Origin of the sequence: Xanthomonas rydalmerensis (assembly GCF_033170385.1) — a bacterium.
GTDB classification, from domain to species: domain Bacteria; phylum Pseudomonadota; class Gammaproteobacteria; order Xanthomonadales; family Xanthomonadaceae; genus Xanthomonas_A; species Xanthomonas_A rydalmerensis.
The window spans coordinates 4,547,311-4,573,166 of sequence record NZ_CP126170.1; the positions used below are offsets into that span (position 1 = coordinate 4,547,311).

21 protein-coding genes are annotated in these 25,856 nt (G+C 64.4%); 14 read left to right on the forward strand and 7 right to left on the reverse strand.

Annotation, left to right across the window (positions count from 1 at the left end; genetic code table 11):
• The first annotated feature begins 123 nt into the window (after positions 1–123).
• On the forward strand, positions 124–612 hold the full coding sequence (locus QN245_RS19360; protein WP_317843966.1) for a Panacea domain-containing protein: 489 nt from the start codon (positions 124–126) through the stop codon (positions 610–612).
• Positions 613–630: 18 nt separating this feature from the next.
• Positions 631–1,350, forward strand: a complete 720-nt coding sequence (locus QN245_RS19365) for a hypothetical protein (protein WP_317843967.1) — start codon at positions 631–633, stop codon at positions 1,348–1,350.
• 238 nt (positions 1,351–1,588) lie between these two features.
• Here QN245_RS19365 and QN245_RS19370 read toward each other — a convergent pair whose 3' ends face one another.
• Complete coding sequence (locus QN245_RS19370) at positions 1,589–4,591, reverse strand: RNA-directed DNA polymerase (protein WP_317843968.1); 3,003 nt, start codon at positions 4,589–4,591, stop codon at positions 1,589–1,591.
• Between the two features lie 56 nt (positions 4,592–4,647).
• On the reverse strand, positions 4,648–7,338 hold the full coding sequence (gene aceE, locus QN245_RS19375) for a pyruvate dehydrogenase (acetyl-transferring), homodimeric type (protein ID WP_184449538.1): 2,691 nt from the start codon (positions 7,336–7,338) through the stop codon (positions 4,648–4,650).
• Between the two features lie 201 nt (positions 7,339–7,539).
• On the opposite strand from aceE, the gene QN245_RS19380 reads away from it, so the two are divergent.
• The 3 genes from QN245_RS19380 to QN245_RS19390 are packed head-to-tail and all read left to right on the forward strand — an operon-like array spanning position 7,540 to position 10,351.
• On the forward strand, positions 7,540–9,531 hold the full coding sequence (locus tag QN245_RS19380; RefSeq protein ID WP_317845404.1) for a SpoIIE family protein phosphatase: 1,992 nt from the start codon (positions 7,540–7,542) through the stop codon (positions 9,529–9,531).
• Positions 9,528–9,968 carry an ATP-binding protein gene (locus tag QN245_RS19385; RefSeq protein ID WP_317843969.1) on the forward strand — a complete coding sequence of 147 codons (441 nt, stop codon included), beginning with the start codon at positions 9,528–9,530 and terminating at the stop codon, positions 9,966–9,968. Before QN245_RS19380 ends, QN245_RS19385 begins: the two co-directional genes overlap by 4 nt.
• Positions 9,965–10,351, forward strand: a complete 387-nt coding sequence (locus QN245_RS19390) for an STAS domain-containing protein (protein ID WP_160970416.1) — start codon at positions 9,965–9,967, stop codon at positions 10,349–10,351. Before QN245_RS19385 ends, QN245_RS19390 begins: the two co-directional genes overlap by 4 nt.
• A 72-nt stretch (positions 10,352–10,423) precedes the next feature.
• Here QN245_RS19390 and QN245_RS19395 read toward each other — a convergent pair whose 3' ends face one another.
• Complete coding sequence (locus tag QN245_RS19395) at positions 10,424–11,395, reverse strand: IS110 family RNA-guided transposase (RefSeq protein WP_317843970.1); 972 nt, start codon at positions 11,393–11,395, stop codon at positions 10,424–10,426.
• Between the two features lie 591 nt (positions 11,396–11,986).
• Here QN245_RS19395 and QN245_RS19400 point away from each other — a divergent pair.
• From QN245_RS19400 to QN245_RS19425, 6 genes are all read left to right on the forward strand, one after another.
• The gene (locus QN245_RS19400; protein ID WP_237475458.1) at positions 11,987–12,532 is read left to right on the forward strand and encodes a PadR family transcriptional regulator; all 546 of its coding nucleotides are present in this window, start codon (positions 11,987–11,989) and stop codon (positions 12,530–12,532) included.
• An 84-nt stretch (positions 12,533–12,616) separates the two neighbouring features.
• Positions 12,617–13,408, forward strand: coding sequence for a siderophore-interacting protein (locus QN245_RS19405; RefSeq protein WP_317843971.1), 792 nt, complete (start codon positions 12,617–12,619; stop codon positions 13,406–13,408).
• Positions 13,409–13,574: 166 nt separating this feature from the next.
• Positions 13,575–13,844 carry a hypothetical protein gene (locus tag QN245_RS19410; protein ID WP_184644890.1) on the forward strand — a complete coding sequence of 90 codons (270 nt, stop codon included), beginning with the start codon at positions 13,575–13,577 and terminating at the stop codon, positions 13,842–13,844.
• A 9-nt stretch (positions 13,845–13,853) separates the two neighbouring features.
• Positions 13,854–14,837 carry a radical SAM protein gene (locus QN245_RS19415; RefSeq protein WP_317843972.1) on the forward strand — a complete coding sequence of 328 codons (984 nt, stop codon included), beginning with the start codon at positions 13,854–13,856 and terminating at the stop codon, positions 14,835–14,837.
• An 11-nt stretch (positions 14,838–14,848) separates the two neighbouring features.
• Positions 14,849–15,109: a hypothetical protein gene (locus tag QN245_RS19420; protein ID WP_317843973.1), complete on the forward strand. Its 261-nt coding sequence runs from the start codon at positions 14,849–14,851 to the stop codon at positions 15,107–15,109.
• Between the two features lie 24 nt (positions 15,110–15,133).
• Positions 15,134–15,580, forward strand: coding sequence for a hypothetical protein (locus QN245_RS19425; RefSeq protein WP_237475457.1), 447 nt, complete (start codon positions 15,134–15,136; stop codon positions 15,578–15,580).
• Positions 15,581–15,695: 115 nt separating this feature from the next.
• Here QN245_RS19425 and QN245_RS19430 read toward each other — a convergent pair whose 3' ends face one another.
• Both QN245_RS19430 and QN245_RS19435 read right to left on the reverse strand, forming a co-directional pair.
• Complete coding sequence (locus QN245_RS19430) at positions 15,696–16,334, reverse strand: YceI family protein (protein ID WP_317843974.1); 639 nt, start codon at positions 16,332–16,334, stop codon at positions 15,696–15,698.
• Positions 16,335–16,417: 83 nt separating this feature from the next.
• Entirely contained in the window at positions 16,418–17,008 is a 591-nt protein-coding gene (locus QN245_RS19435) for a malonic semialdehyde reductase (RefSeq protein ID WP_017915369.1), read from the reverse strand.
• A gap of 126 nt (positions 17,009–17,134) precedes the next feature.
• Here QN245_RS19435 and QN245_RS19440 point away from each other — a divergent pair, with 126 nt between their 5' ends.
• Positions 17,135–18,106, forward strand: coding sequence for a mitochondrial fission ELM1 family protein (locus tag QN245_RS19440; protein WP_317843975.1), 972 nt, complete (start codon positions 17,135–17,137; stop codon positions 18,104–18,106).
• A gap of 58 nt (positions 18,107–18,164) precedes the next feature.
• On the opposite strand, the gene QN245_RS19445 is transcribed toward QN245_RS19440, so the two are convergent.
• Positions 18,165–20,039: a S53 family peptidase gene (locus QN245_RS19445; RefSeq protein ID WP_202394973.1), complete on the reverse strand. Its 1,875-nt coding sequence runs from the start codon at positions 20,037–20,039 to the stop codon at positions 18,165–18,167.
• 895 nt (positions 20,040–20,934) lie between these two features.
• Between QN245_RS19445 and QN245_RS19450 the strand changes: the two genes are divergently transcribed.
• Positions 20,935–23,235: a TonB-dependent receptor gene (locus QN245_RS19450; RefSeq protein ID WP_160970400.1), complete on the forward strand. Its 2,301-nt coding sequence runs from the start codon at positions 20,935–20,937 to the stop codon at positions 23,233–23,235.
• 80 nt (positions 23,236–23,315) lie between these two features.
• Positions 23,316–24,389 (forward strand): glycerophosphodiester phosphodiesterase, encoded by a 1,074-nt coding sequence (locus QN245_RS19455; protein ID WP_317843976.1) that lies wholly within the window; start codon positions 23,316–23,318, stop codon positions 24,387–24,389.
• 76 nt (positions 24,390–24,465) lie between these two features.
• Here the strand turns inward: QN245_RS19455 and QN245_RS19460 are convergent, their stop codons facing one another.
• The gene (locus QN245_RS19460; RefSeq protein ID WP_317843970.1) at positions 24,466–25,437 is read right to left on the reverse strand and encodes an IS110 family RNA-guided transposase; all 972 of its coding nucleotides are present in this window, start codon (positions 25,435–25,437) and stop codon (positions 24,466–24,468) included.
• Positions 25,438–25,856 lie beyond the last annotated feature (419 nt).

Below are 25,856 nucleotides of genomic sequence, written 5' to 3' on the forward strand. Positions count from 1 at the left end.
TGTCAACCTCTGAATGGTCAGCGCCCCTAGATTTCGGCTACCCGAGCTTCTAGGTGTACTCTAGGCTTGCTTAGCACTTTGGGATTCTCTTAAACATGCCACGAGCGATCTGATGGAACGCATATGAACGATGGGCGCGCAGTAGCAAACCTTATTCTAGACATAGCCGAATCCGAGGGGAGAGATGTAACCAATTTGGCACTTCAAAAGATTCTTTTCTTTTGTCACGGCTGGTGCATTGCCAAACTCGGAAAGCCACTTATAAAGCAGGAATTTGAGGCATGGCAGTATGGACCCGTGCTACAACACGTGTATAGAGAGTTCAAGACCTTCGATCGATCGCCTATAAAAAGTCGAGCGCGCAAGTTGGATCCAGCTACAGGTGAAAAAGTTGATTTAGATATCACCTTAGATGAAGAGACGCGCGAAATCGTTAATGCGGCTACCGTTTTTTACTCGAAGCTGCGTCCTGGCACCTTAGTAGAGATGAGCCACGTTGCCGGCGGGCCATGGGACAGGGCGTGGAATCACGGCGGCACCATCAACCCAGGCATGCGCTTACAGAACAACGAAATTGAGCAGCACTTTAAAGCCTTGAAAGCACCTTTCTGACAGTGAGGAACAATCGCAATGGCAAAGCTCAAGATTCCTTCACTTCAACATCTTGCTCGCGTCTGGCATCCTGACCCGGTTAGAATTCAGAAAGCGCTTGTAGCGCTTGTCAGAAACAGCCCTACTTTCAGCTACGAATTGGTCTTTGAACTTGTTCGAGATCTCATTTATCTAAAGATACCATACAGCCAAATTGAACAAGCGATTATTGAAAGGGTAAAGCGGGAGGACGTACGTAAGAACTTCCTTAGCCTACTTCCTTTAGTACAACAGCACTTCAAGGGTGTAGAAATTAGCTTCGTCCACCAAGTGGCGAGACGATTCTATCCCGTGGGCCGTGAATTAGTTATCCCATTTAGTCCACCATTGATCTATGGCTCCAACGGGAAACTTCACCTCCCATGGTTTAGTTTTTGGCGCTCCAATCCCCTTGACAAAGAGCGCCTTGCTTTATTTATCACCGTTATAGATGACATTGTCTCCCAGGATCCAGATTTAGAGCAAGCTGAATTTTCTTTCCTGGATTTCAGTGCCCCCGAACCAAAATCCGATCGTAGATTGACCGTACTGCCAGGGGAAAAGATAGCGCGCGTAAGCGATCAAGAGCGCAATGAGATGTTGATGATTTTTGTACGAGGATTCCAGCTCGCAAAAAGCGAACTCAGTAATGACCATGACAGTTCAAAAATGCAGTCTCAAATGGTCGATGAAGACGACGATCAACTACTTCTTTTTTGAAGAAAATATATAACCAGTACCTCAGCCTCCGAGTGTACAAGCTCTGTAACCGCTTTTGCCTCGGATGCTATCGCTCCTGAGACGACTACATATTCGTCTCATCCCTGCAGCAGAGCGTATCGGCCAACCACCAAGAGCGTTAGTCTCAAACGAGCCCTCGTAAAGTGCACCCTGGCCCAAATGCTAGAGAGGATTCCATCCAGCCGCCTCAAGCCCCCTCGACTCAGCATTCAAATTGCTACTTCTTATCGATATCAGCTCTCTTAGCTGAAATCCTACGCTCTTTGGAAATGGAGAATCCTATGGGTAGCGGCTTCCATTTTCCTTTGCTCTTTTTTTGAACGCCGTTCGATCGATGAAACTTCTTTATACTCATCACATCAAGCGGAGCAACTACGAAATAGTCCTCATCCCCTCCTCGAACCTGGACAACATCGCGCCGGAAGCTATCGACTGCGGGGGCCCTAATGCGACTGTCACCATATTGACGACTGTTCACCTGAACTACGTAGGCATGCAAATCCTGCGCGGCAGCCTCTACAAGGGATGAGAAAGAGTTAACGTCTCGATTCCACTCTAAAGCAAACAGCGTATCAACGTGCCCTTGGAACGACCTCCGATTATCGATGTTGGTGAGATCGCTACAAATCAGGACCCCAAAAAAATGCTGACCATGTTTATAGATCGGCCTGCAACGCTTCAACTCTACGCTTCGCATTACACGCCCAACTGACGCCAGCGCCTTCCTTTCCTCGTGAGCGGGCAGAATCTTTGGCTGTATGTAGGAAATGGTAGAGCTGTACCCTGGCCAAGTGGTATGCAGAGAAACTAGCGCATCGTTGTAGTAGGCCCCCCTTGGATTTTCATTCTCGAGCCCAGCCATAAATGAGATCCCAGATTTAGATAGCTTGATAGAAGCACTCTTAGCCCATCGTCGAGGCACTGATGCCTCCGGGAAGACAACATAGTCAACCTTAGGGTCTCCCGATAGGATCGCATTTATGATTCGATTAAATCTCTTATACCGAACTAGACTTCGGTTTGGCTTACCGTCCAATGCGGAATCCCAGTCCACCTGCTCCGTTAGATAGCTCACGATCGCGACCCTAACTGTATCAGTATGTTTACATGGCACGGAAAGCATGATCTGAGTGGAGCGCGATTCGACTTCCGCAAGCTTTGGAATTCCCCGCGGACGCGCCCTTGCCCCTCTTAGCGCAAATATGCTGTTCCTCAGTAGCGAGGACGAGTACAGCAAGTCCGGGGCAACCGCCGTGATCTCCTGAACCGTTAAAGGTCTGGTAGCGAACACGACGCCTGGCCAATATATTTTCCTATAATCCCGATCGGCAGCCTCGGTGAACTTCCTCAAACCCGCAAGCCGAAGCTCTCTTTGAGCGGCGAAGTCTCTCGGTATGACCGGAGATTTTGGACTCCTTGCCCCAGGAGAATCCATCCACAGTTCTTTGTAAGGCCGACGCCCCATGTCAGAGAATAGCAGTCTCTTCGAAGCCTCACCAAGTGGTGTCCTGGAAACTGTAGGGGTTTCAATCCGACTAATTTTCTTTATTCGCTTCATCAACGACATGTACGCGGCATCAAACTTGAAGCCGTGCACGGTCGAGGACTGGAGAGCAACCTGGAATAGGTTCCGTGCGTAAAGCTGCACCATTCTTGCAAGCTTTTCGGGATCAGCCTTAACGGTATTCTTAACAAGATCAATAACCAAACTGAACCGCTTAACGATATTTGAAGCCGCCTCATAGTCGCCGCACGCTACCGCGAGGCCTACTACCCGAATGATATAGTTGAAGTAGTCGAAAATGCCGGTAGGCGTCACTACGTAACGCTCAACCATCCCGTAGAAGGTTTTTCGAGTACGCTTCCAGCTAGACGGTGTCAGATCCCGTGCGTGCGCCTCGACGTCACCCAACAACATCGCGAACCCAAGGCGCCTTATTGATACGGCGTCCGTTTTGCGGAGCGCATCGGCCTCCAGGCTTGCGTCAGAGGAAGTGAGGAGCGCTCTTGAGAGCATCCCCTCAGTCGTCTCCGGAATCGTTGGAAGCAACCTGTACTCACTTGATCTCTGCCTAATCTGCTGCTCAATTTGGCCAACGAGATCTAATCCAAATTCACCCGAGACACTGAAGACTTTTTGCTTATCCTGTGCGAACTCCACACTGCTGTCGTACAGGTAAGACGGAGAGTATCGGGTGGTAGAGGTTTGCTCATCAAAATGAAGATCTTCGCCAAATTTCTTGGCCAACCATACAAAGAATTCAGTGGAGGACGAGATTCCTGGTGGAGGCTCAACCACCAGGAAGATGTCGTCTACATAACGGCCGTAGTAGGAAGGACTCAGGGCACCATGCATCCTACGATCAAAATCAGAGAGAGCAACATTTGCGATCACTTTTGATGCAGAGAGACCTACAGGAAGCGCGCCTTCTGGTCGTCCAGCAAAGTCTGGAGTGGATTTATACCAACTATTCAGACTCCTGACGAATAGCCGCGTAAATACCTCTTGCTCTGTAGATAGAGCTATACCAATAGAGGCAAGGTACTCGGGTCTCAACAAAAACTCTGGCGAGATACTGTGATAATAGCGCCTGGCGTCCATGGTAGCTGCAATCACAGTCTTACCAGCTAGAACCTCTGCCCTTATAGCTTTAAGCCCGTTCTCCCTCCAAGCTTGATACGCACTAAAGTAGGGATTAAATAGGCCTAAAGAGTCTCGATTTATAGCCCCCTCTTCAAGCGGCGCCCTCCAGGAAGCTCGCCTCCGCAATCTGTTTCCAAAGCTAAGATTTTTATCTAGAGTCGCCTCAAACACGTGACCAACTTTCAGTATCCATAGAGCACTGATAATCTGAAATTCTACGGTGGCGGCCATCACCAAGCGAAATTCGGCAACTGGCTTAGCTTCACTCCGAGAGAACCTAGCCTTCCAGTCTTCACACGGATCTAGCGTTGAAAAGTGTGATGGTCCAGCCTTCTGATCAGAAGTAAGCGATACGCCTTTCGGGGCAAAGAGAAAGCCGCCTATCCTTGTCTTATTCTTCCACCAGCTCCCCGATAGCAGTGCCTTGTGTAGCTTCTTCAGATTCGCGTGCAGGCGTTCCTCATAATTGGAGAATGCAAGCGCATCGAAATGGATCGCTTCAAAAAAGGCATCGGACTTTGCCTTCTTATACGCAAGGTATAGCTCTGACAGGTCTATAAATTCCATTTTTTGCACAGTTCAGCTCCTTGAAATAAAAAGGGCAGCCTTAGCTGCCCTTTTATCTACATCGGTCAAACCCCAACCGGATTAGCCTTCTCCGGATCAATCTTGTACTGCTTGATCGCCCGAGCCACATCCTTCCCGGTCATCTTCCCCTCCTTCGCCAGCGCTGCAATCGCAGCATGCGCGATGTAGTACCGATCCACCTCGAAGAACCGGCGCAGGTTCGCACGGGTATCACTCCGGCCAAACCCGTCGGTGCCCAGCACGGTGTAGTGCATCGGCACGAAAGCGCGGATCTGGTCGGCGAAGGCGCGCACGTAGTCCGTTGCGGCGATGGCCGGGCCCTGGCGGCCTTCCAGCAGCTGGGTGACGAACGGCTTGCGCTGTTCGCCTTCCGGGTGCAGGCGGTTCCAGCGTTCGGCGTCGAAGCCGTCGCGGCGCAGTTCGTTGAAGCTGGGGCAGGACCAGATGTCGGCGGTGACGCCGAAGTCCTTGTCCAGCAGCTCGGCGGCGGCGATGGCTTCGCGCAGGATGGTGCCCGAGCCCAGCAGCTGCACGCGCAGCTCGCCCTTCTTGGGCTTGCCGGCGTCCTTGAGCAGGTACATGCCCTTGATGATGCCGTCTTCCGCGCCCGCCGGCATTTCCGGGTGGGCGTAGTTCTCGTTCATCAGGGTGATGTAGTAGTACTCGTCCACCTGCTCCTGCATCATCCGCTGGATGCCGTACTGCATGACCACGGTGACTTCGTAGCCGAAGGTGGGGTCGTAGCTGCGCACGTTGGGGATGGAGCCGGCGATGACCTGGCTGAAGCCGTCTTCGTGCTGCAGGCCTTCACCGTTGAGCGTGGTGCGGCCGGCGGTGCCGCCGAGCAGGAAGCCGCGGGTGCGCATGTCCGCCGCCTGCCAGGCGATGTCGCCCACGCGCTGGAAGCCGAACATGGAGTAGTAGATGTAGAACGGCAGCATCGGCACGTTGCTGACCGAGTAGCTGGTGCCGGCGGCCATCCACGAGGAGATCGCGCCCGGCTCGCTGATGCCCTGCTGCAGCACCTGGCCGGATTGGTCTTCGCGGTAGAACATCAGCTGGTCGGCGTCCACCGGCTTGTACTTCTGGCCGAACGGGGCATAGATGCCGATCTGCCGGAACATGCCTTCCATGCCGAAGGTGCGCGCTTCGTCGGCCACGATCGGCACGATGCGCGGGCCCAGTTCCTTGTCGCGCAGGGCGATGTTGAGGCTCTGCACGAAGGCCATGGTGGTGGAGTAGGTGCGCTCGCCGCTGTCCTTGAGCAGGCGCTCGAACTTGTCCAGGCCCGGGGCCGGGATGGACAGGTCGGCCTTGCGGCGGCGCTGCGGCAGGTAGCCGCCCATCGCGGCGCGACGCTCCTGCAGGTACTGCACTTCCGGCGAGTCCGGGCCGGGGTGGTAGAACGGCACCTGCTCGGCGTCGGCCAGCTGCTTGTCGCTGAGCGGGATGTTGAAGCGGTCGCGGAACGCGCGCACGGCGTCGTCGTCCAGCTTCTTGGTCTGGTGGGTGGGGTTCAGCGCCTCGCCGGCCGAGCCCATGCCGTAGCCCTTGACGGTCTTGGCCAGGATCACGGTGGGCATGCCCTTGGTGTTCACCGCCTGGTGGTAGGCGGCGTAGACCTTGTGCGGATCGTGGCCGCCGCGGTTCAGGCGCCAGATGTCGTCGTCGGACAGGCCGGCGACCATGGCCGCGGTCTCCGGGTACTTGCCGAAGAAGTTGGCGCGGGTATAGGCGCCGCCGAAGGCCTTGCAGTTCTGGTACTCGCCGTCGACGGTTTCCATCATCAGCTTCTTGAGGACGCCGTTGGTGTCCTTGGCCAGCAGGGCGTCCCAGTAGCCGCCCCACAGCAGCTTGATGACGTTCCAGCCGCCGCCGCGGAACACGCCTTCCAGCTCCTGGATGATCTTGCCGTTGCCGCGCACCGGGCCGTCCAGGCGCTGCAGGTTGCAGTTGACCACGAAAATCAGGTTATCCAGGCCTTCGCGGCCGGCCAGGGCGATGGCGCCCAGGGTCTCGGGCTCGTCGCTCTCGCCGTCGCCGATGAAGCACCACACCTTGCGGTCGGACTTCTCGATCAGGCCGCGGTGCTCGAGGTACTTCATGAACTGCGCCTGGTAGATGGCGCTGAGCGGGCCCAGGCCCATCGACACGGTGGGGGTCTGCCAGAAGTCCGGCATCAGCCACGGGTGCGGGTAGGAGGATATGCCCTGCCCGTCCACTTCCATGCGGAAGTTGTTGAGCTGGTCTTCGCTGATGCGGCCTTCCAGGAAGGCGCGGGCGTAGATGCCGGGGGAGCTGTGGCCCTGGATGTACAGCAGGTCGCCGGGGTGCTTGTCCGAGGGGGCGCGCCAGAAGTGGTTGAAGCCCACGTCGTACAGGGTGGCGCTGGAGGCGAAGGAGGCGATGTGGCCGCCCAGGTCGCCCGGCTTGCGGTTGGCGCGGACCACGGTGGCCATCGCGTTCCAGCGGATGATCGAGCGGATCTTCCACTCGATGGCCGCATCGCCCGGGCTCTTGGCCTCGTTGGCGGGGGAGATGGTGTTGACGTACTCGGTGGTCGGCGAGAACGGCAGGTAGGCGCCGGAACGACGGGTCAGTTCGACCATGTCCTCCAGCAGCTGATGCGCGCGCTCGGGGCCTGCGACATCGATGACGGCCTTGAGCGATTCGATCCACTCCTGGGTCTCAGTGGGGTTCGGATCGTTCTGCAGCACCTCGTTCAACCAGTTCATAACGCTCCCGTAGGTCGCACGCACGCGCGCGATGGCATGTGTTTTCTCGAAGCCTGCAAGTGTAGCGCAACCGCCTCTCAGGACCTCGTACGCCAGCGTATGGAACGGACTGTCACATTGGCCCGGGACACCCCGCAGGACAGCGTTGGCGGCCACTGCGCCGGGCGGCCGCGGCTGCGCTTATGATCGGGTTCCAGGCCCCTGTGGAGCGCCGCCATCGCCCTTGCCTCGTCAGCGCAGGACGCCTCCGCGGTCGCCTGGCGGCACAGCCTGCGCACGCGGCTGCTGCTGTGGGGCAGCCTGCTGCAGGTGGCGCTGCTGCTGGGCCTGGCCCTGCTGTTCTATGTGGGCGCGCGCGAGGTGATGGTGCGCAACGCGCGCGAGGAGGTGGCCGGGCTGACCCAGCAGACCGCGCGTAGCCTGGACGCCACGCTGGGCTCGGTGCAGGTGAGCGGGCGCACCCTGGCCGCCACCGCGGCGGGATTGGGCCGGCAGCCGTTCAACCTGCGCAGCCTGCTGCAGGCCACGCTGCAGGGCGACCCGGACATCGCCGGCGCCTTGCTGGTGATCGAGCCCGGCGCCCTGAAGGACGATGGCCGCGGTTTCGCCTGGCACCTGCGGCGCACTGCCGGCGGCGTGCAGGAGCAGTCGGCGGAGACGCTGGGCTTCGATCTGCACAGCATGCCGTGGTATCGGCGCACGCTGACTGCGCCGGCGCCGTGGTGGTCCGAGCCGTACAGCGACGCCAGCAGCGGTGGCGCCTACCTCACCACCTACAACCTGCCGCTGCGCCTGCCCGGCGACGGCCCGCAGGCGCCGGCGATCGGTATGGTCAGCGTGGACGTGCCGCTGCAGCGCCTGCAGGCCATCGTCGCCGAGCTGCCGGCCAACAGCGGCCTGCAGCCGATGCTGCTGTCGCCGGACGGGCTGTTCGTGCTGCACCCGGACCCGGCGCTGCGCTTCCGCCGCACCCTGGAGGCGCACGTGGCGCGGGCGCGGCCGGACCTGTCGCCGCTGGCGCAGGCGGCCGACACGCACACGCCGGTGCGGTTCGAGCACACCGCGCCGGACGGCACCCGCTACCTGACCCAGAGCACGCCCGTCGGCGACACCGGCTGGACCTTCGCGCTGAGCGTGTCGGAGGACTACATCCTGGCCGGTTTGGGCCGCATCGTGCTGTGGGGCGCGCTGGCGGGCGCCGCGGCGCTGGCGCTGTGGCTGTGGCTGCTGCACCGCTACACGGTGCGGCTGGTGCGGCCGATCGAGGATCTGACCAACTCGGCACTGCACTTCAGCCAGGGCGCGTTCGACTACCCGCTGCGCCACGTCGAGCGCGCGGACGAAGTGGGGGTGATGGCGCGCGCCTTCGACAGCGCGCGCGGTTCGATCAAGCACCAACTGGACGAGATCGCCACGCTGGCGCAGGCGCGGCAGCGCATGCAGAGCGAGCTGTCGATCGCGCGCGACATCCAGCAGGCGATGCTGCCGGTCGGGCGCACCTTCGACAGCGCCCACAAGCATCTGGAAACCCATGCGCTGCTGGAACCGGCGGAAATGGTGGGCGGCGACTTCTACCAGTTCTTCGAGACCGAACCGGGGCTGCTGTGGTTCGTGGTCGGCGACGTCTCCGACAAGGGCGTGCCGGCGGCGCTGTTCATGGCGCGGGCGATGACCGTGCTGGAGATCGCCGCGCGCCGGCACACGCGCCCGGACGCGATCCTGATCGCGGCCTCGCAGCGGCTGGTGGAAGGCAACGAGCCGTGCATGTTCGCCACCGTGCTGTGCGGGCTGATCGACGTGCACAGCGGCGACTACTGGCTCTCCAGTGCCGGCCACGAGCCGCCGCTGCTGCTCGGCGCCGACGGCCGCGCGGAACTGCTGCCGCTGGAATCCGGCCCGCCGCTCGGGCTGGAGCCGCAATCGCGCTACCCGGTGCTGCACGGGCGCCTGGCCGCCGGCGCCACCCTGCTCAGCTACACCGATGGCATCACCGAGGCGATGGATGCGCAGGAGCAGGCCTATGGCGAGGCGCGGCTGCTGGCGGCGCTGCAGCCCGGCGCCGACGCGCAGGCGCAGTGCGCGGCGGTGCTGGCCGACGTGCAGGCGTTCACCGCGCCCGCACCGCAGTCCGACGACATTACCCTGCTGGCGATCCGGCTACGCCAGGATCCGGCACGGGAGACGACACGATGATGCTGCGGTGGCAGATGGAACCGGCATTGGACGCACTGGCGCAACTGAGCGACAGCGTGGAGGCGGCGCTGCGGCGCCACGGCGTGAGCGGCGAGCAGGTCAGCCGCACCCGGCTGATCGTCGAGGAACTGGCCTGCAACACCCTGGAACACGGCCACCTGCGCCGCGCGCCGCTGCCGGTGGACGTGATCCTGCACCTGCAGCCCGATGCCCTGGTGCTGGAGTTCCACGACAGCGGCCCGGCCTTCGACCCGCGCGACGCACCGGTGCCGGACCTGGACGCGGACATCGCCGAGCGCCCGATCGGCGGCCTCGGCCTGCACCTGGTGCAGCAGCTCGCCGATCGCCTGGAATACCGCCACGACGGCGACCGCAACGTCGTGCGCATCGTCCTGCTGCAACCCGCCGATCCATCCCTTCAGGAGTCGCCCGCATGACCACGTTGAGCCTGCAGATCGATCCGGCGCAGGACAAGCGCCAACGCATCACCCTGAGCGGGCGCCTGGACACCCACACCTACCAGGCCCTGGACGAGGCGCTGGCGCCGCTGCTGGCCACGCCGATCACCACCCTGGTGCTTGACGTCTCGCACCTGGACTACATCAGCAGCGCCGGCATCCGCTCGATCTTCAAGGCACGCAAGGTGCTGGCCGCGCGCGACGGCCGGGTGCTGGTGGTCAACCCGCAGCCGCAGATCCGCAAGGTGTTCGACGTGGTCAAGGCGGTGCCGTTGAACGAGATCTTCACCTCGGTGCAGGAACTGGACGAGTACCTGGACGAGATGCAGCGGCGGGTGCTGGAGCAGGAGCGTGGTGGCTGAGGGACGGCGGCGTTTGTGCGTTGCACCCGGGGCGCCCTGCCTTTGTGCTTGTCGTAGATACCGTCTTACCCCCTAGCAGGCAAGGCCCCTTTTCGGGTCGAACGCGGTGCCCGATTTGAGGACGCCATAGGCGAGGTGCAGGAGCTTGCGCATAGCGGCGCACACGATCTGCTTGCCGGCTTTGCCGCGTTCGCTTAGCCGCTGTTTCAGCGCCCGGATGACCGGGTTGTGGGTCATGGCCACCAGGGCCGGCATGAACAGGCCCGCGCGCAGGCGGGGCGAGCCGGTGCGCGAGATGCAGACATGGCCTTTGCGGTCGCCCGACTCCTGCAGGCACGGATTCAGGCCGGCGAAGGCGGTCACCGCCGAGGCATCGGCAAAGCGCCTCACATCGCCAAGCTCGGCCAGCATCAAGGCCGCGCTGGTGTCGGCGATGCCCTGGATGCTCACCAGTAACTCGCGCTGCCCCCGCAAGGTCGGATCCTGGTCGATATGGTCATCGATGGCCTGCTCGATCTGGGCGATGTGATGTTGCAGATCGGCCAGATGGACCTGGATCGAGTCCTTCACCTGGGCCGGAGCGACGTCCAGCCGGTTGCGCTCCATCTGCAGCATCTGTTGCAAGTCCTGGCGCCGGCGCACCAGTGCCTTGAGCTGCTTGAGCGCCGGCGGATCAGGGTGCCAACGGCGTAACTGCTCGCGGTGACGCAGGGCATAGCTGGCGATCAGCTTGGCATCGCTGCGATCGGTCTTGACCCGGCTGAGCTGGCTGCGTGCGTACGCGGCCGTCTGCGCCGGGTTGAGCACGCACACCCGATAGCCTCGTGCGTGGAGGAACTCGGCCAGTGCCTGGTGGTAGGTGCCAGTGGCCTCCATGGCGATCCAGCTCTCGGGCTGCGCATGCGTCTGCAGCCATGCCTGCAGGGCCTGGAAGCCCTTGGCATCGTTGGACAACTTGGCCTTGGTACGGTGCTTGCCATTGGTCAGCTCGATGGCCACATCGAAACTGCGTTTGGCGACGTCGATGCCGATGACGGGAGACATACGCGATTCCTCCATCGTGTCAGGGTCATGATCGGCGCTGTGCCCGGTCCTGCCTTGTCGATGCGAGTTCACGCCGGGGGCGGACTCTGGATACCGTTCGGACACCCAAGGGCCAGCATGTGGAGGGGGAGCCGATCTACGATGCAAGCTCTAAGCTTCAGGAGCGACTGGACTTCCCACACCTCCTCCGATGATCAGTCGGAAGACATGACGCCTGTTTAAGGGCGCCAGGTCCAGATACAAGGAGCGGCTTCAGCCGCGACAGGCGTCATCGGTAACGCCCGTCGCGGCTGAAGCCGCTCCTACAGGGAGGGGCTGGGCATCCTCGTGGGAGGGACTTCAGTCCCGACGACGGAGGGTGTCAGTCGGCTTTCGGCTTCGCTTGTCGCGGCTGCATGACAGTTGATTCCCACAGCGCCATCGCTGGCCGATGCACCCTGGGCAGCTCCTCCGCAGAGATCCAACGCGCACCGGCGCGCTCTGCCGTCTTGACTGAACCAATCCCACAGCGCTCCACCGCCCGCCCTGCCAGGCGCTTGCCGACCGCCCAACTTCGATATATCGTTTCCACACAAGATTCGACATATCGAAATGCCACGACCCCACGCCCCCGGCCCGCACCCTGCACACCGCCTGTTCGAAGAGGACCGGCCTGGGCGTGGCCGTGGCGCCCGCGGACCACGCCCGCTCGGCCACGGCGACCTGCGGCTGTTGCTGCTGGCGATGATCGAGACCCAGCCGCGCCACGGCTACGAATTGATCCGCGCGGTCGCCGAGCTGTTCCATGGCCTGTACACGCCCAGCGCCGGCACGGTCTACCCGACCCTGGCGCAACTGGAAGCGCAGGGCCTGGTGCAGGCCGATGCCGACGCCACCCGCAAGCGCTACGCGATCACCGAGGCCGGCCAGGCCTTCGTGCGGGCCGAGCGCGCGCAAGTGGACGCGGCGCTGCAGCGCACCCAGCACAGCGCGCGCGCCCTGGTGCGCGCCAACGTGCCGGCGCCGGTGCGCGAGGCGCTGCGCCGCATCAAGCACGGCCTGCTGGCGCGGCACGGGCGCTGGGACCCGGACGAGATCGATCGCATCGCCGCGCTGTTGCATGCCGCCGCCGACGGCATGGATGGCAGCAGCCCCTGATTCCCATTTCCAGCCAGCATGCGGGTGCTTTTGTTGTTCGCCCCGCGTCGCACGCCACCCCCTCCCCCCTTCCGAGGATTCCCCATGGCGACCCACGAACACCGCCTGCTGCGCCACCCGCTGCGCCTGCGTCATCTGCAGGTGCTGCGCACGCAACCGCTGACCCCGCACATGCGCCGCCTCGTCGTCGGCGGCCCCGAGCTGGACGGCTTCGTCAGCGCCGGGCCGGACGATCACGTCAAGCTGTTCTTCCCCAATCCCGAAGGCGCGTTCGTGCTGCCGACGATGACCGAGCACGGCCCGGTGTATCCGGCCGACGCGCTGCCCTCGCCCGCCCGCGACTACACCCCGCGCCACTACGACGCCGACGCGCAGGAGCTGACCCTGGACTTCGTGCTGCACGGCGACGGCCCGGCCTGCCGTTGGGCAGCGCAGGCCAATCCCGGCGATGCACTGGTGGTCGGCGGGCCGCGCGGCTCGTTCGTGGCCGCCGACGATTTCGATGCCTACGTGCTGATCGGCGACGAGACCGCGCTGCCGGCGATCGGCCGCTGGCTGGAAACCCTGCCGGCCGACGCGGAAGTCGACGCGCTGATCGAGATCCCCGGCTACGCCGACCGACAGACGCTGGACTGCGATGCCGAACTGCGCGTCACCTGGCTGGAGCGCAACGGCGTGGACGCGCGCAGCAGCCAGTTGCTGGAAGGCGCCCTGCGCGACTTCGACGTCCCCGACGGCGACGCCTTCTACTGGATCGCCTGCGAATCGGCACGCGCGCGGATGATGCGCAAGTTCGTCGAAGGCCACCTGGGGGTGCCCAAGGAGTGGATCCGCGCGACGGGGTATTGGAAGGCGGGCGGCGATCAGGACGAGTAGCACGCCAGGGCGCCCACATGCCGCCAGCTGGAACCGGAACCGGAACCGGAACCGGAGGGTAGGCCGTAGACACGGCAGTAAATTGTTGGTTTTGTCACAGAATTCACCTGGCCCGGGTTTTACAAAGCCACCTACCCATCGACGGATCTCGAGAGACGGGTTGCACATGGACAAGGCATTTCACGATATCGATCCCCGCGGCATCACGCTGAACCCGGACGGATCACTCAACTTCGCCAACCATCGATTGCGTGCCGCGGCGACCGCCTCAGCGAAGGCGGACGCCATTCGGCCCATGAGCGAAAACGCCGGAAGATGCACCAACTCCGGTACCTGCTCGTCCACCAACTACACCTGCAACAATACGGGCGACTGTTCCAAAGCCTCGAATGTCGGCTCTTGCGTAGGCGGCAACAGCTCTCTGCCGCCAGGTTGAGGCAGAACGATGCTGAGCGAAGCCACCATCGCCGAAGCGCTTTCTCCGCGCATTCTGTCCCTCATTCTCCTGCCGACCGAAAAATGCAACTTCCGCTGCACCTATTGCTATGAAGACTTTGCAATAGGACGCATGCAGCCGAGCGTGATCAGCGGCATCAAGGCGCTGATCGCCCATCGCGCACCGCACCTGGATCGGCTCAACATCTCCTGGTTCGGCGGTGAACCGCTCCTGGCGCGCGATGTCGTTCTGGAGATCGGCCAACACGCAAATGACGTTTGCGCGCAACACGGCGTGGCGTTCATCGCGGGCTTCACCACCAATGGCTACCTGCTGGAGCCGGCTCTACTGCAAAGGTTGACCGAACTCCGGCACCGCGAGTTCCAGATCACGCTGGACGGCGACGCGGAATGGCACGACAGGACGCGGATCACCGCCAACAAAGGCGCCACCTTCGAGAAGATCTGGTCGAACCTCCTCGCCTACCGGTCATTGGCAGCGGACTTCGCCATCTCGCTGCGGCTGCATCTGCACCAGGACAACATCGCATCGATGCGGCGCCTCTACGCCAGCCTGCATCGGGAGTTGCTGAGCGACGCACGTTTTTCTGTTTACTTCCACAAGGTCTCCAATTTGAGCGCGGGTGGCACGATCGGGGAAAAGATACTGCCGCGCGACCGCTACCTTGAAGCGATCTCCTACATCACGTCCTGCGTCGACCGCTCCCGAAACGACGAACGCCCACTGTCGGAAGAGCACCTGGATGGGTATATCTGCTATGCGGCAAAGCCGAACTCGCTGATGATTCGCGCCAACGGCAAGATCGGCAAATGCACTGTCGCACTCAATGACGATCGCAACGACCTGGGGCGTCTGCACGAGGACGGCACCATCGATATCGAGAACGACAAGCTGCGGCGTTGGATGAGCGGATTCTCCGATCTCTCCGAACAGACGCTTGGCTGTCCTCTTTCCACCCTGGCCAGCACTTGAGATGGATCCCAATGCCAACCCGCATCGACCCAGGCAACATCTCCTTAGGCAAGCATGCAGAAGTGCTGTTCGATGAATCGGAAGCGTCTACCGCTGCTGCGGTCGAAGTGCTTGCAGCGCGGCGCTTCGGCCCGCTAGCCACCAATGAAATTTGCAATGGGACAAACCCGGCATGCACGAATACAAATGACTGCTCACTGGGGAGCAATACCAACTGCAACAACAAAGGCTCCTGCTTCATTTCTACCGACCCAGGCATAGGCCAGGACTGACGCGCAACCATCAGGTAGATCGCCATGACCACGCATACGAACGATAGCCGCCGCAATTTCCTCTTCGGCACTGCCGCTACTGCAATTGCTGCGATCATTCCTGCCGCTGCTGCATCTGCGGCGGCAACCGGTGCCGGCGCTCCACAAGCGTCGTCTCCCGTCGGCCGCGCCCTGCCCGAGACGCAGATCTTCGCGGTGCAGGTCCTCGGCGACCTGCGCCAGCCGTCGACCGACCTGCAGCTGATCCCCGGCCAGCTCTCCGAGCCGCTGGCGCTCAAGGGCAACGGCACGTATCGGGTGAAGATCAGCCCGACCGAGATCACCACGCGCTTCGGGCCGATCTACCGGCTCACCCTGGCCGATGCGCAGGGCACGCCGCTGGAGGAGATGAACATCGGTAGCGACACCACCGCCACCTTCAGCCGCTACGGCGTGCAGGTCTACGCGCTGTCGATCGAACAGGCGATGTAAGCCGCCCGCAGGAAGCGCGTGGGGGCTAGAAACGCAAACGCCCGCCGGATGGCGGGCGTTTGCATTGCGGCGGACGGCAGCGCGCGACGCGCTGCCGCCACGCGCGCAGGCCGGCTTACTTGGCCGCTTCCTGCAGCGCTTCGGTGGTGATGCGGATCTTCACCTCGTCGCTGACGTTCGGCACGTAGGCGCCCAGGCCGAAGTCGCTGCGCTTGACCGTGGTGGTGGCGTCGAAGCCCAGCGCCGGCACCTTCTTCATCGGGTGCGGACCGGCACCGTTGAGGGTCACCGCCAGCACCACCGGCTTGGTCGTGCCCTTGATGGTCAGGTCGCCGGCGACGGTCAGCTTGTTGGCGCCGGCCGAGGTCACCTTGGTGCTCTTGAAGGTGGCGGTCGGGAACTTGGCGGCGTCGAAGAAGTCGGCGCTCTTCAGGTGCTCGTCGAACTTGGCGGTGAAGCTGTTGAGGCCGGACAGCGGCAGGGTCACGTTGACGCTGGACTTGCTCACGTCCTGGGCGTTGTAGACCAGGGTGCCGTCGACGTCGCCGAAATGCGCGGACGGGTTGGAGAAGCCGAAGTGGCTCCACTGCACCAGCACGTCGGTGTGGGCCGGGTCGAGCGTGTAGGTGCCGGAGACGCCCTTGGCGGCGGCAGCGGCGGCGGCCGGCGCGGCGAAGGCGCTGGTGGCCGGCTGGGCGACGACGACGGCCAGGGCCATGGCGAGCGGGAGCAGCAGTTTGCGGGTCTTGGTCATGGTGGAACTCCTTGAAAGGGTGATGGGACGAAACTGCGGCAGGCGCGGGCCTGCGGTGGGACAGGGAAGCGGGACGCGCGCGCTCACTCGATGCGCGCGGCCTCGTCGAAACTCAGCCGCGGCAGGCGCGGGAACAGGCCGCTGGGGTCGCCGTAGCCGAGGTTGACCAGGAAGTTGGATTTGATCGCAGTGCCTGCGAAGAACGCGGCATCCACCTTGGCGTTGTCGAAGCCGGACATCGGGCCGGCATCCAGGCCCAGCGCGCGCGCGGCCAGGATCAGGTAGGCGCCCTGCAGCGAGCCGTTGCGGAACGCGCCTTCGCTGCGGCCTTCGCGCGGGCCGTCGAACCAGCTCTTGGCGTCGGTGTGCGGGAACAGGTACGGCAGCTTCTCGTGGAAGTCCTCGTCGTGGGCGACGATCACCGTGACCGGCGCGGCCAGGGTCTTGGCCAGGTTGCCCTCGGACAGCGCCGGCTTGAGCTTTTCCTTGGCCTGCGGCGAGGTGACGAAGACGAAGCGCGCCGGGCTGCCGTTGGCCGCGGTCGGGCCCCACTTCACCAGGTCGTACAGGGCGCGCAGGGTGTCTTCGGCGACCGGCTTGTCCAGGAACGCGTTCTGGGTACGGGCGGTGCGGAACAACTGGTCGAGGGCGGCGTCGTGCAAGGCGTCGGACATGCGGGGAGTTCCTTGATCGAGGGAAGCGCCAGGATGCCGGTGGGGCCGTCCCGATGCGAGGCGGCCAGTGTAGAGTGGCACGATTGTCGCAACACCCGGCCGCAATGCAACGGATTACTACCAAACGTGAAACGATCGGACGCGACCTGGGCGATTAGCGATGGCCGCGCCGGCAACGCCCGCCAGGCCGAGGCGCTGGCCGCCGCGTTGGCGCCTGCGGCCGCGACACCGATCCAGCCGCGGTTGCTGCAGCCGCACATGCCCTGGCGCTGGCTGGCGCCGCGCTGGCTTCCCGGCGCCCAGCATGCCTACGGCGCGACCTTCGCCGAAGCGCTGCGGCAACCGCCGTGGCTTGCCGTGGGGTGCGGCCGCCAGGCGGCGCTAGCGACGCGGCTGCTGCGGGCACGCGGCAGCCAGGTGGTGCAGATCCTGGATCCGCGGCTGGATCCGCGACACTGGGACGTGGTGGTGGTGCCGGCCCACGATCGCCTGCGCGGCACCAACGTGCTGACCCTGCTCGGCAGCCTGCATCCCATCGACGATGCCTGGTTGGCCGCCGGGCGCGCGGCATTTCCTATGCTGGGCGCGCTGCCCTCGCCGCGCGTCGGCCTGTTGGTCGGTGGCCCATCCGGGCTGGCACCGTGGAGCGAAGCGCAGGCGCACGCCGCCTTCGCCGCGATCGCCGCACAGTTGCGCACGCACGGTGGCAGCATCCTCGCCAGCGCATCGCGGCGCACGCCGCCGGCGGTGGCCGCGGCCTTGCGTCGCGCGTTCGCCGATGTGCCAGGGGTTGTGTGGTGCGGCGCTGACGATGGCGCCAATCCCTACGCCGGCCTGCTCGGCTGGGCCGAGCGCCTGGCCTGCACGCCGGATTCGGTGAATTTGCTGTCGGAAGCCTGCGCCACGCGCGTGCCGGTGCAGGTGCTGATGCCGGAGACGGCGCGTGGCCGCGCCCTGGATTTCCATCGCGCCCTGCAGGCACGTGGACGACTGCTGCCTGTAGAGAATACCGGCGACGCGCACGCCACCGGCATCGAACCGCTGCGCGAAACCGCGCGGGTGGCCGCGCTGATCCGCGAGCACTTGGCGCTGGCCTGATCGGCCGCCGCGCCGGCGTCGCTGCCACGACGCCGACACGGCAACCGGGCCCAACGCCTCAGGGGTTGCTAGGCGAACGCGGCACGCCGGCCGGCGCCGCATCCAGCGCGCCGATCAGCAACCGCACCACCGGCGTGCCCAGGCCGACCGTGTAGTTGTACTTGCCCTTGATCGGCTGGTTGTTGTCGACCACGCCGTTGTAGCCGGGGATGCCGCGATGCAGCGCCTCCGGGCCATTGGCGGCCAGGCGGTACAGGTAGTCGTTGAGATTGCCCTGGCGGCCCTGCTTCTCCACCAGCAGCGCGACCGCGCTGGCGAACTCCGGCGCGGCGACGCTGGTGCCGATCACCGCCTCGATGCCGCCCTTGAAGTAGGTGGCGACCGAGCTGTCGCCGTCGCGGCAGGGTTGCGTGGCGATCGTCGGGCAGCCGCCGACCAGCATGCCGATGTCCGGCAGCGTCCGCATGGACGTGCGCGTGCCGCCGAGCGCACGCAACTGGTAGGCCGGGCGCTGGAACAACGTGCTGACGCCGCCGCCGGCGCCCCAGTAGCCGCCGGCCAGGTTCGCGCCGAAGCCGTAGTAGTCGGCGGTCTCCAGCGGATCGCCGTAGGCGCTTTCGCTCTTGTAGCCCGACTCCAGGCTGCCCTTCTTGTACGCGGTGAGCAGGTTGCCGCCGCCGACCGCGGTCACGTGCGGGCTGGCCGCCGGATGCTCGACGCCGGCGACGAAGTGGCCGTCCTTGTGGTCGACCGCGTACTGCGTGTCGGCGCAGTCCAGGCCGGCGTTGTCGCCGCTGGAGGCGACGAAGGTGATGCCCTGCGCGTTGCCCTGCTTGAACACCGCATCGTAGGGGCGCAGCAGCGAAGTGAAATCCTTGCCGCCGTTGTAGGCCGCGGTGTAGTACAGCTCGCAGCCGCCGAACGAGGAGCTGACCACGTCGGCCTGGTTGTCCTGCACGATCTGCCGATAGCCGGCCAGCACCGATGCGTCGGTCAGATCGGGGATCACGTACAGCAGCACGCGCGCGCCCGGCGCGCCACCGAGCGCCATCTCCACATCGAGCGCGGCTTCGCCCGCCGCGGCGTCGTTGCCGTCCTGCAGGCCCGGCTTGGCGCCGGCCACGTAGTGGCGCGCGTACAGCGTCGGGTTGGCGTGGTTGGCCGCGTAGCGGCTGAAGTTTTCGTGGTCGAACATCGCCTTGATGTCCGAATCCAGCACGTCGCTGCTGATCAGGATGGCGATGGTGCTGCCGCTGCCGTCAAGCCGGCGCTGCTGCCCGGCCGCGCCGGTCGTGGCCTGGTAGGACGGATAGCCGTAGGCCTGCTTGAGGTCGTTGTACCAGTAGGTCGTGCCGCCGGCGCCGTAGCGGTTGGCGGGATTCTTGGTGGACGCGCGCTGCCAGTTGACGTGCATCGGCGGCGCACCGCGGGTCAGGCCGGTCACGGTCGCATCGCTGTCGCGCAGCGCGGCCGGCAGTTGCAAGGGAGCGGCGGCGGCGAGGCGGGCCTGGTTGCCCTGCTGCACCTCGGCGGTCAGCGGCACCGCGAACAGCCGCTCGACGTTGTCCGCACTCGCGCTGACATGCAGGGTGGTGCCCTGCTCGGTGACGTTCATGTGCGCGGCCTGCAGCGCGGCACGCACTTGCGCGACCTGCGCCGGCGCCGGGGCGAAGCGGCGCTGGAACTCGGCCGGCGTCAGCCAGTGGTGGTATTGCGGCGAAACCGGATCCTGGATGTCGGCCAGCAGCGCGTCCAGCCCGGCCTGATCGCGCAACGGCAGGTGCACGTCGAAGCTGACCGGCGCGGAGCGCAGGGTTGCGGTCATTGCCGCGATGGAGGCATCGGGCGCAGCACTGGCGGTGCCGAGCGCGCACAGCAGGGAAGCGGACAACACGGCAGCCATCAAGGGCCGACGGCGGATGCGATCAAGCATGGGCGTCTCTCCGGGGGTAGAGCGAATGGACGAGGCCGTAGCGGCCTCGCGGTGGGAAATTCATCGCCCCTCTCCCATCGGGAGAGGAGTTGGGGTGAAGATGCGGAGCGCGAAGCGACCCATCGCTGCGAGGCTGCGCCCGTACCCTCATCCGCCCCTGCGGGGCACCTTCTCCCGATGGGAGAAGGGAGAGGCCGAGCCCCTCTCCCACCGGGAGAGGGGTTGGGGTGAGGGTACGGCGCGCGAAGCGCACGCGTGATCCGCCGCTGCGAGGCTGCGCCCGTACCCTCATCCGCCCCTGCGGGGCACCTTCTCCCGAGGGGAGAAGGGAGAAGCCAGAGCCCCTCTCCCATCGGGAGAGGGGTTGGGGTGAGGGTACGGCGCGCGCAGCGCGCACGCAGGCCGGTCGATGCGAGGACTCAGCGCAGCACACGAACGGCGATTCAGCGCAGATGGACACGGACGATGATCCAAGCGACACAAATGCGCTGCGCTTCCTGCTCATGTCTGCACGCATCGGCACGTCGTCGGGCTTGGGCGAGGCCTGATCATTGAGGAGGAATACACCACAAAACTTTGACGGCCGGCGCCGTTTTCGACTTTGTAAACAGCGCTTTTCACGGCGTTTCTGACACATGCGCGTACATGTGCTCGCCACCCGCCATGCGTGGCAATCGACGACACTCTGTATCGCATTGATGTCGAGGCATGCGGTGCCACGCCGTGTCTTCCGGCATGGCGCGCGATGGCCTGCTTGCCGCCATGACCCGCCTTGCGGATGCGCCGCGAACGCCATGCCACAGGACCGCTGCATGACAAACGCAACGCAGGTGACGCCAACCTGCAACGTCGCTGTCGCATCGTGTGCGCACTTCCTTTACGAATCCCCTTGCGCATGCCTCTCCATTCCCTGCTGAGCACGGCGATCCTCGCCGCCCTGTTGTCGCCCTTCGCCGCCACCGCCGCGGAGCCCGCCGCTGCCGATGGCGCTGCGTCCGACGTGCAGCAACTCGACGCGGTATCGGTGATCGGCCAGGGCGAGACCCGCCAGGTGCAGCGCATCACCGCGCAGGACGTGGCGGTGCTGCCGCCGGGCACCAGCATCCAGAAGCTGCTCAACCGCATTCCCGGCGTCAACGTGCAGTCCAACGACGCCTTCGGCGCCAACGAGGAATCGCAGACCATCAGCCTGCGCGGTTTCAACGGCACCCGCCTGGGCTACACGCTCGACGGCCTGCCGCTGGGCGACAACGCCTACGGCAACTACAACGGCCTGAACATCAGCCGCGCGCTGATCGCCGAGAACTTCGGCGGCGTGGAACTGGCCTCGGGCATCGGCAGCCTGGGCACCGCCTCCACCAGCAACCTCGGCGGCACGGTGCAGTACTACTCGGACGATCCGTCCACCGAGGTCGGCGTGCGCCTGGCGCAGACCGTCGGTTCGGACAACAACCGCCGCACCTACCTGCGCCTGGATACCGGCGAGCACAACGGCTTCTCCGCCTACCTGTCCGGCATCTACGCCGACGCCGACATGTGGGCCAAGCCGGAATCGCCGACCCACACCGCGCAGTTCAACGGCAAGGGCGTGTACCAGTTCGAGGGCGGCAAGATCACCGCCTTCGTCGACACCTCGCGCACCTCGCAGGCCGACTACGCCTACCTGTCCAAGAGCGGCCTGCACCGCGGCCTGGGCTGGGACTGGAATCTGTACGCGCCGGACTGGCAGCGTGCGCTGGCCGCGGCCTACTGCGCGCCGGCCACGCGCGACCCCAGCCGTTGCGGCTACAGCGGCGGCGTGGACAACACCGACGACGCCTACTACCAGAGCCGCGCGCTGCGCAACGACGACCTGTACTACCTGGCCGGCGACTTCCAGCCGTCGGATACGGTGAGCGTGCACACCCAGGTCTACCACCACGAGAACGAAGGCCAGGGTCACTGGTGGTCGCCGGGCCAGCCGTCCTACCCGGGCACGCCGCAGGCACTGCCGATCTCGATCCGCAGCACCAACTACACCATCAACCGCACCGGCGGCATCGCCTCGCTGGGTTGGGACATCGGCCCGCACCACCTGGAAGCGGGCGTGTGGTACGAGCGCAACAAGCACCACGTCGAGCGCAATTTCTACTGGATCGACGGCCCGATCGACGACGACATCTTCCTGAGCAACCCGAACCGGCGGCTGTTCTCGCAGGACTACGTCATCACCACCAAGCAGGCCTACGTGCAGGGCACCTTCAAGCTGCTCGACGATCGCCTGACCCTGGACATCGGCGCCAAGAGCCCGCACACCACGATGACCGCGCGCGAGACCCCGGGGATCGCGGTGGAAGCGCCGGTGGCCAACGGCGAACTGAAGGCCAGCAAGGCGCTGCTGCCGCAGGCCGGCGTGCGCTACCGCCTGGCCGAGGGCCAGGAAGTGTTCGCCTCCTACGCCGAGAACATCGCCGCGTTCCAGGGCGGCGGCGCCGGCGGCCCGCTGCTGGTCACCCAGGCCTCGTTCGACGCCAGCGTCGGCGCGCTGCAGCCGGAGAAGTCCAAGACCTTCGAAGCCGGCTACCGCCTGGTGCGCGACCAGTTCGAGGCCTCGCTGGTCGGCTACGACGTCACCTTCGACAACCGCCTGCTCTCGCTCAACCCGTGCCCGAGCATCCAGCAGGGCACCACCCCGGCGTGCACCACGCGCTTCTTCAACGTCGGCTCGGTGAGCAGCCGCGGCGGCGAGTTGACCTTCATCTGGAAGCCGAACGCGCACCTGCAGTGGTACAACTCGGCCTCGATCAACCGCTCCACCTACGACGACAACTACGTGCAGAACGGCGTGGTCATCCCCACCGCCGGCAAGGTCACCGTGGACACGCCCAAGCGCATGTTCGCCAGCGAACTCAGCTGGACCTGGAACGGCTGGAACGCCAACCTGCGCGGCAAGTACACCGGCCAGCGCTACTACACCTACACCAACGACCAGGGCTTCGGCGGCTACACCTCCTTCGATGCCGGCGCCGGCTACGATTTCGGGGCGGTGTCGTTCCTGCAGGACCTGAAGCTGTCGTTGAACGTCACCAACCTCACCGACAAGCGCTACGCCTCCAACCTCACCGCCTTCAGCAACAGCGACCCCAACGGCCGCTCGCTGGCCTTCCATGCCAGCGCGCCGCGGCAGGCGTTCCTGACCCTGGACGCGCGCTTCTGAGCGCGTCCATCCTGTCCGCCCGCCCCCGCACCGGAACGCATGCGATGATCCGATCCACCTCCTGGTTGTTGGGATGCGCGATGGCCGTGTTGACGACCACCGCGGCGGCCGCACCGGCCGCCGCACCGGGCGAGAGCAAGCCGCTGGTGATCGGCCACCGCGGCGCCAGCGCGTTGCGCCCCGAACACACCCTGGCCTCCTACGCCAAGGCCATCGCCGACGGCGCCGACTTCATCGAGCCGGACTTGGTCTCGACCAAGGATGGCGTGCTGGTGGCGCGCCACGAGAACGAGATCGGTGGCACCACCGACGTGGCCGCGCATCCGGAGTTCGCCGCGCGCAAGACCGTCAAGCAGATCGACGGACAGCGCGTGGAAGGCTGGTTCACCGAGGACTTCACCCTGGGCGAGCTGAAGACGCTGCGCGCGCGCGAGCGCCTGCCGCAACTGCGCGGCATTGCCTTCGACGGGCAGTTCCAGGTGCCGACCCTGGACGAGATCATCGACTTCACCGCGGCCGAGTCGGCCACGCGCGGGCGGCCGATCGGGCTGATCCCGGAGATCAAGCACGGCACCTACTTCCGCGGGCTCGGCCTGGCGATGGAAGACAAGCTGGTCGCCACGCTCGATGCGCATGTCTACACGCGCAAGGCGCCGGTGGTGATCCAGTCGTTCGAGATCGGCAACCTCGAGTCTCTGCACGGCAAACTCGGCGACACCCATCCGAACGTGCGCCTGGTGCAGTTGCTGGGCGATCCCAAGGACCGCCCGGGCGACCAGTTGCGCGACGGCCCGACCTACGCGCAGATGGGCAGCGCGCAGGGCCTGCGCGCGATCGCCAGGTACGCACAGCTGGTCAGCCCGAGTCTGCGCGCGATCGTGCCGGTGAACGCCGACGGCGCGCTGGGCGCGCCCACGCCCTTCGTCGCCGACGCGCACGCGGCCGGCCTGCAGGTGATTCCGTACACCTTCCGGCCCGAGAACTATTTCCTGCCCAAGCAGCTGCAGGACGCACGCGGCCCGGCCGCGGTGAACGCCGCCGGCAGCATGAAGGAAATGCGCGCGCTGATCGATGCAGGCATCGATGGCTTCTTCACGGACGACCCGGCCGTGGGTCGCGCCGCGGTGGACGGGACACCGCCGCCGGCGCGCTGAGGCCGGGAGTGGGGATTGGGGAATCGCAACAGCGGTTCCCATTGCGGCGTTCCTCCTGTAGATACCGTCTTACCCCCTAGCAGGCAAGGCCCCTTTTCGGGTCGAACGCGGTGCCCGATTTGAGGACGCCATAGGCGAGGTGCAGGAGCTTGCGCATGGCGGCGCACACGATCTGCTTGCCGGCTTTGCCGCGTTCGCTTAGCCGCTGTTTCAGCGCCCGGATGACCGGGTTGTGGGTCATGGCTACCAGGGCCGGCATGAACAGGCCCGCGCGCAGGCGGGGCGAGCCGGTGCGCGAGATGCAGACATGGCCTTTGCGGTCGCCCGACTCCTGCAGGCACGGATTCAGGCCGGCGAAGGCGGTCACCGCCGAGGCATCGGCAAAGCGCCTCACATCGCCAAGCTCGGCCAGCATCAAGGCCGCACTGGTGTCGGCGATGCCCTGGATGCTCACCAGTAACTCGCGCTGCCCCCGCAAGGTCGGATCCTGGTCGATATGGTCATCGATGGCCTGCTCGATCTGGGCGATGTGATGTTGCAGATCGGCCAGATGGACCTGGATCGAGTCCTTCACCTGGGCCGGAGCGACGTCCAGCCGGTTGCGCTCCATCTGCAGCATCTGTTGCAAGTCCTGGCGCCGGCGCACCAGTGCCTTGAGTTGCTTGAGCGCCGGCGGATCAGGGTGCCAACGGCGTAACTGCTCGCGGTGACGCAGGGCATAGCTGGCGATCAGCTTGGCATCGCTGCGATCGGTCTTGACCCGGCTGAGCTGGCTGCGTGCGTACGCGGCCGTCTGCGCCGGGTTGAGCACGCACACCCGATAGCCTCGTGCGTGGAGGAACTCGGCCAGTGCCTGGTGGTAGGTGCCAGTGGCCTCCATGGCGATCCAGCTCTCGGGCTGCGCATGCGTCTGCAGCCATGCCTGCAGGGCCTGGAAGCCCTTGGCATCGTTGGACAACTTGGCCTTGGTACGGTGCTTGCCATTGGTCAGTTCGATGGCCACATCGAAACTGCGTTTGGCGACGTCGATGCCGATGACGGGAGACATACGCGATTCCTCCATCGTGTCAGGGTCATGATCGGCGCTGGGCCCGGTCCTGCCTTGTCGATGCGAGTTCACGCCGGGGGCGGACTCTGGATACCGTTCGGACACCCAAGGGCCAGCATGTGGAGAGGGGAGCCGATCTACGATGCAAGCTCTAAGCTTCAGGAGCGACTGGACTTCCCACACCTCCTCCGATGATCAGTCGGAAGACATGACGCCTGTTTAGGGGCGCCAGGTCCAGATACAAGGAGCGGCTTCAGCCGCGATGCGTGGAGGCCGGGGGCGCACTGTGCGAAGCGGATGCGCCATCGGGTGGGGACTGAAGTCCCTCCCACAATGCAGCTTCCCGGCAGTGCCGGTGCGGTGAAGCGGGGATTGGGGAATCGCAATCGCGCTTCCCATCGTGGGGTTTCCCACGGTAG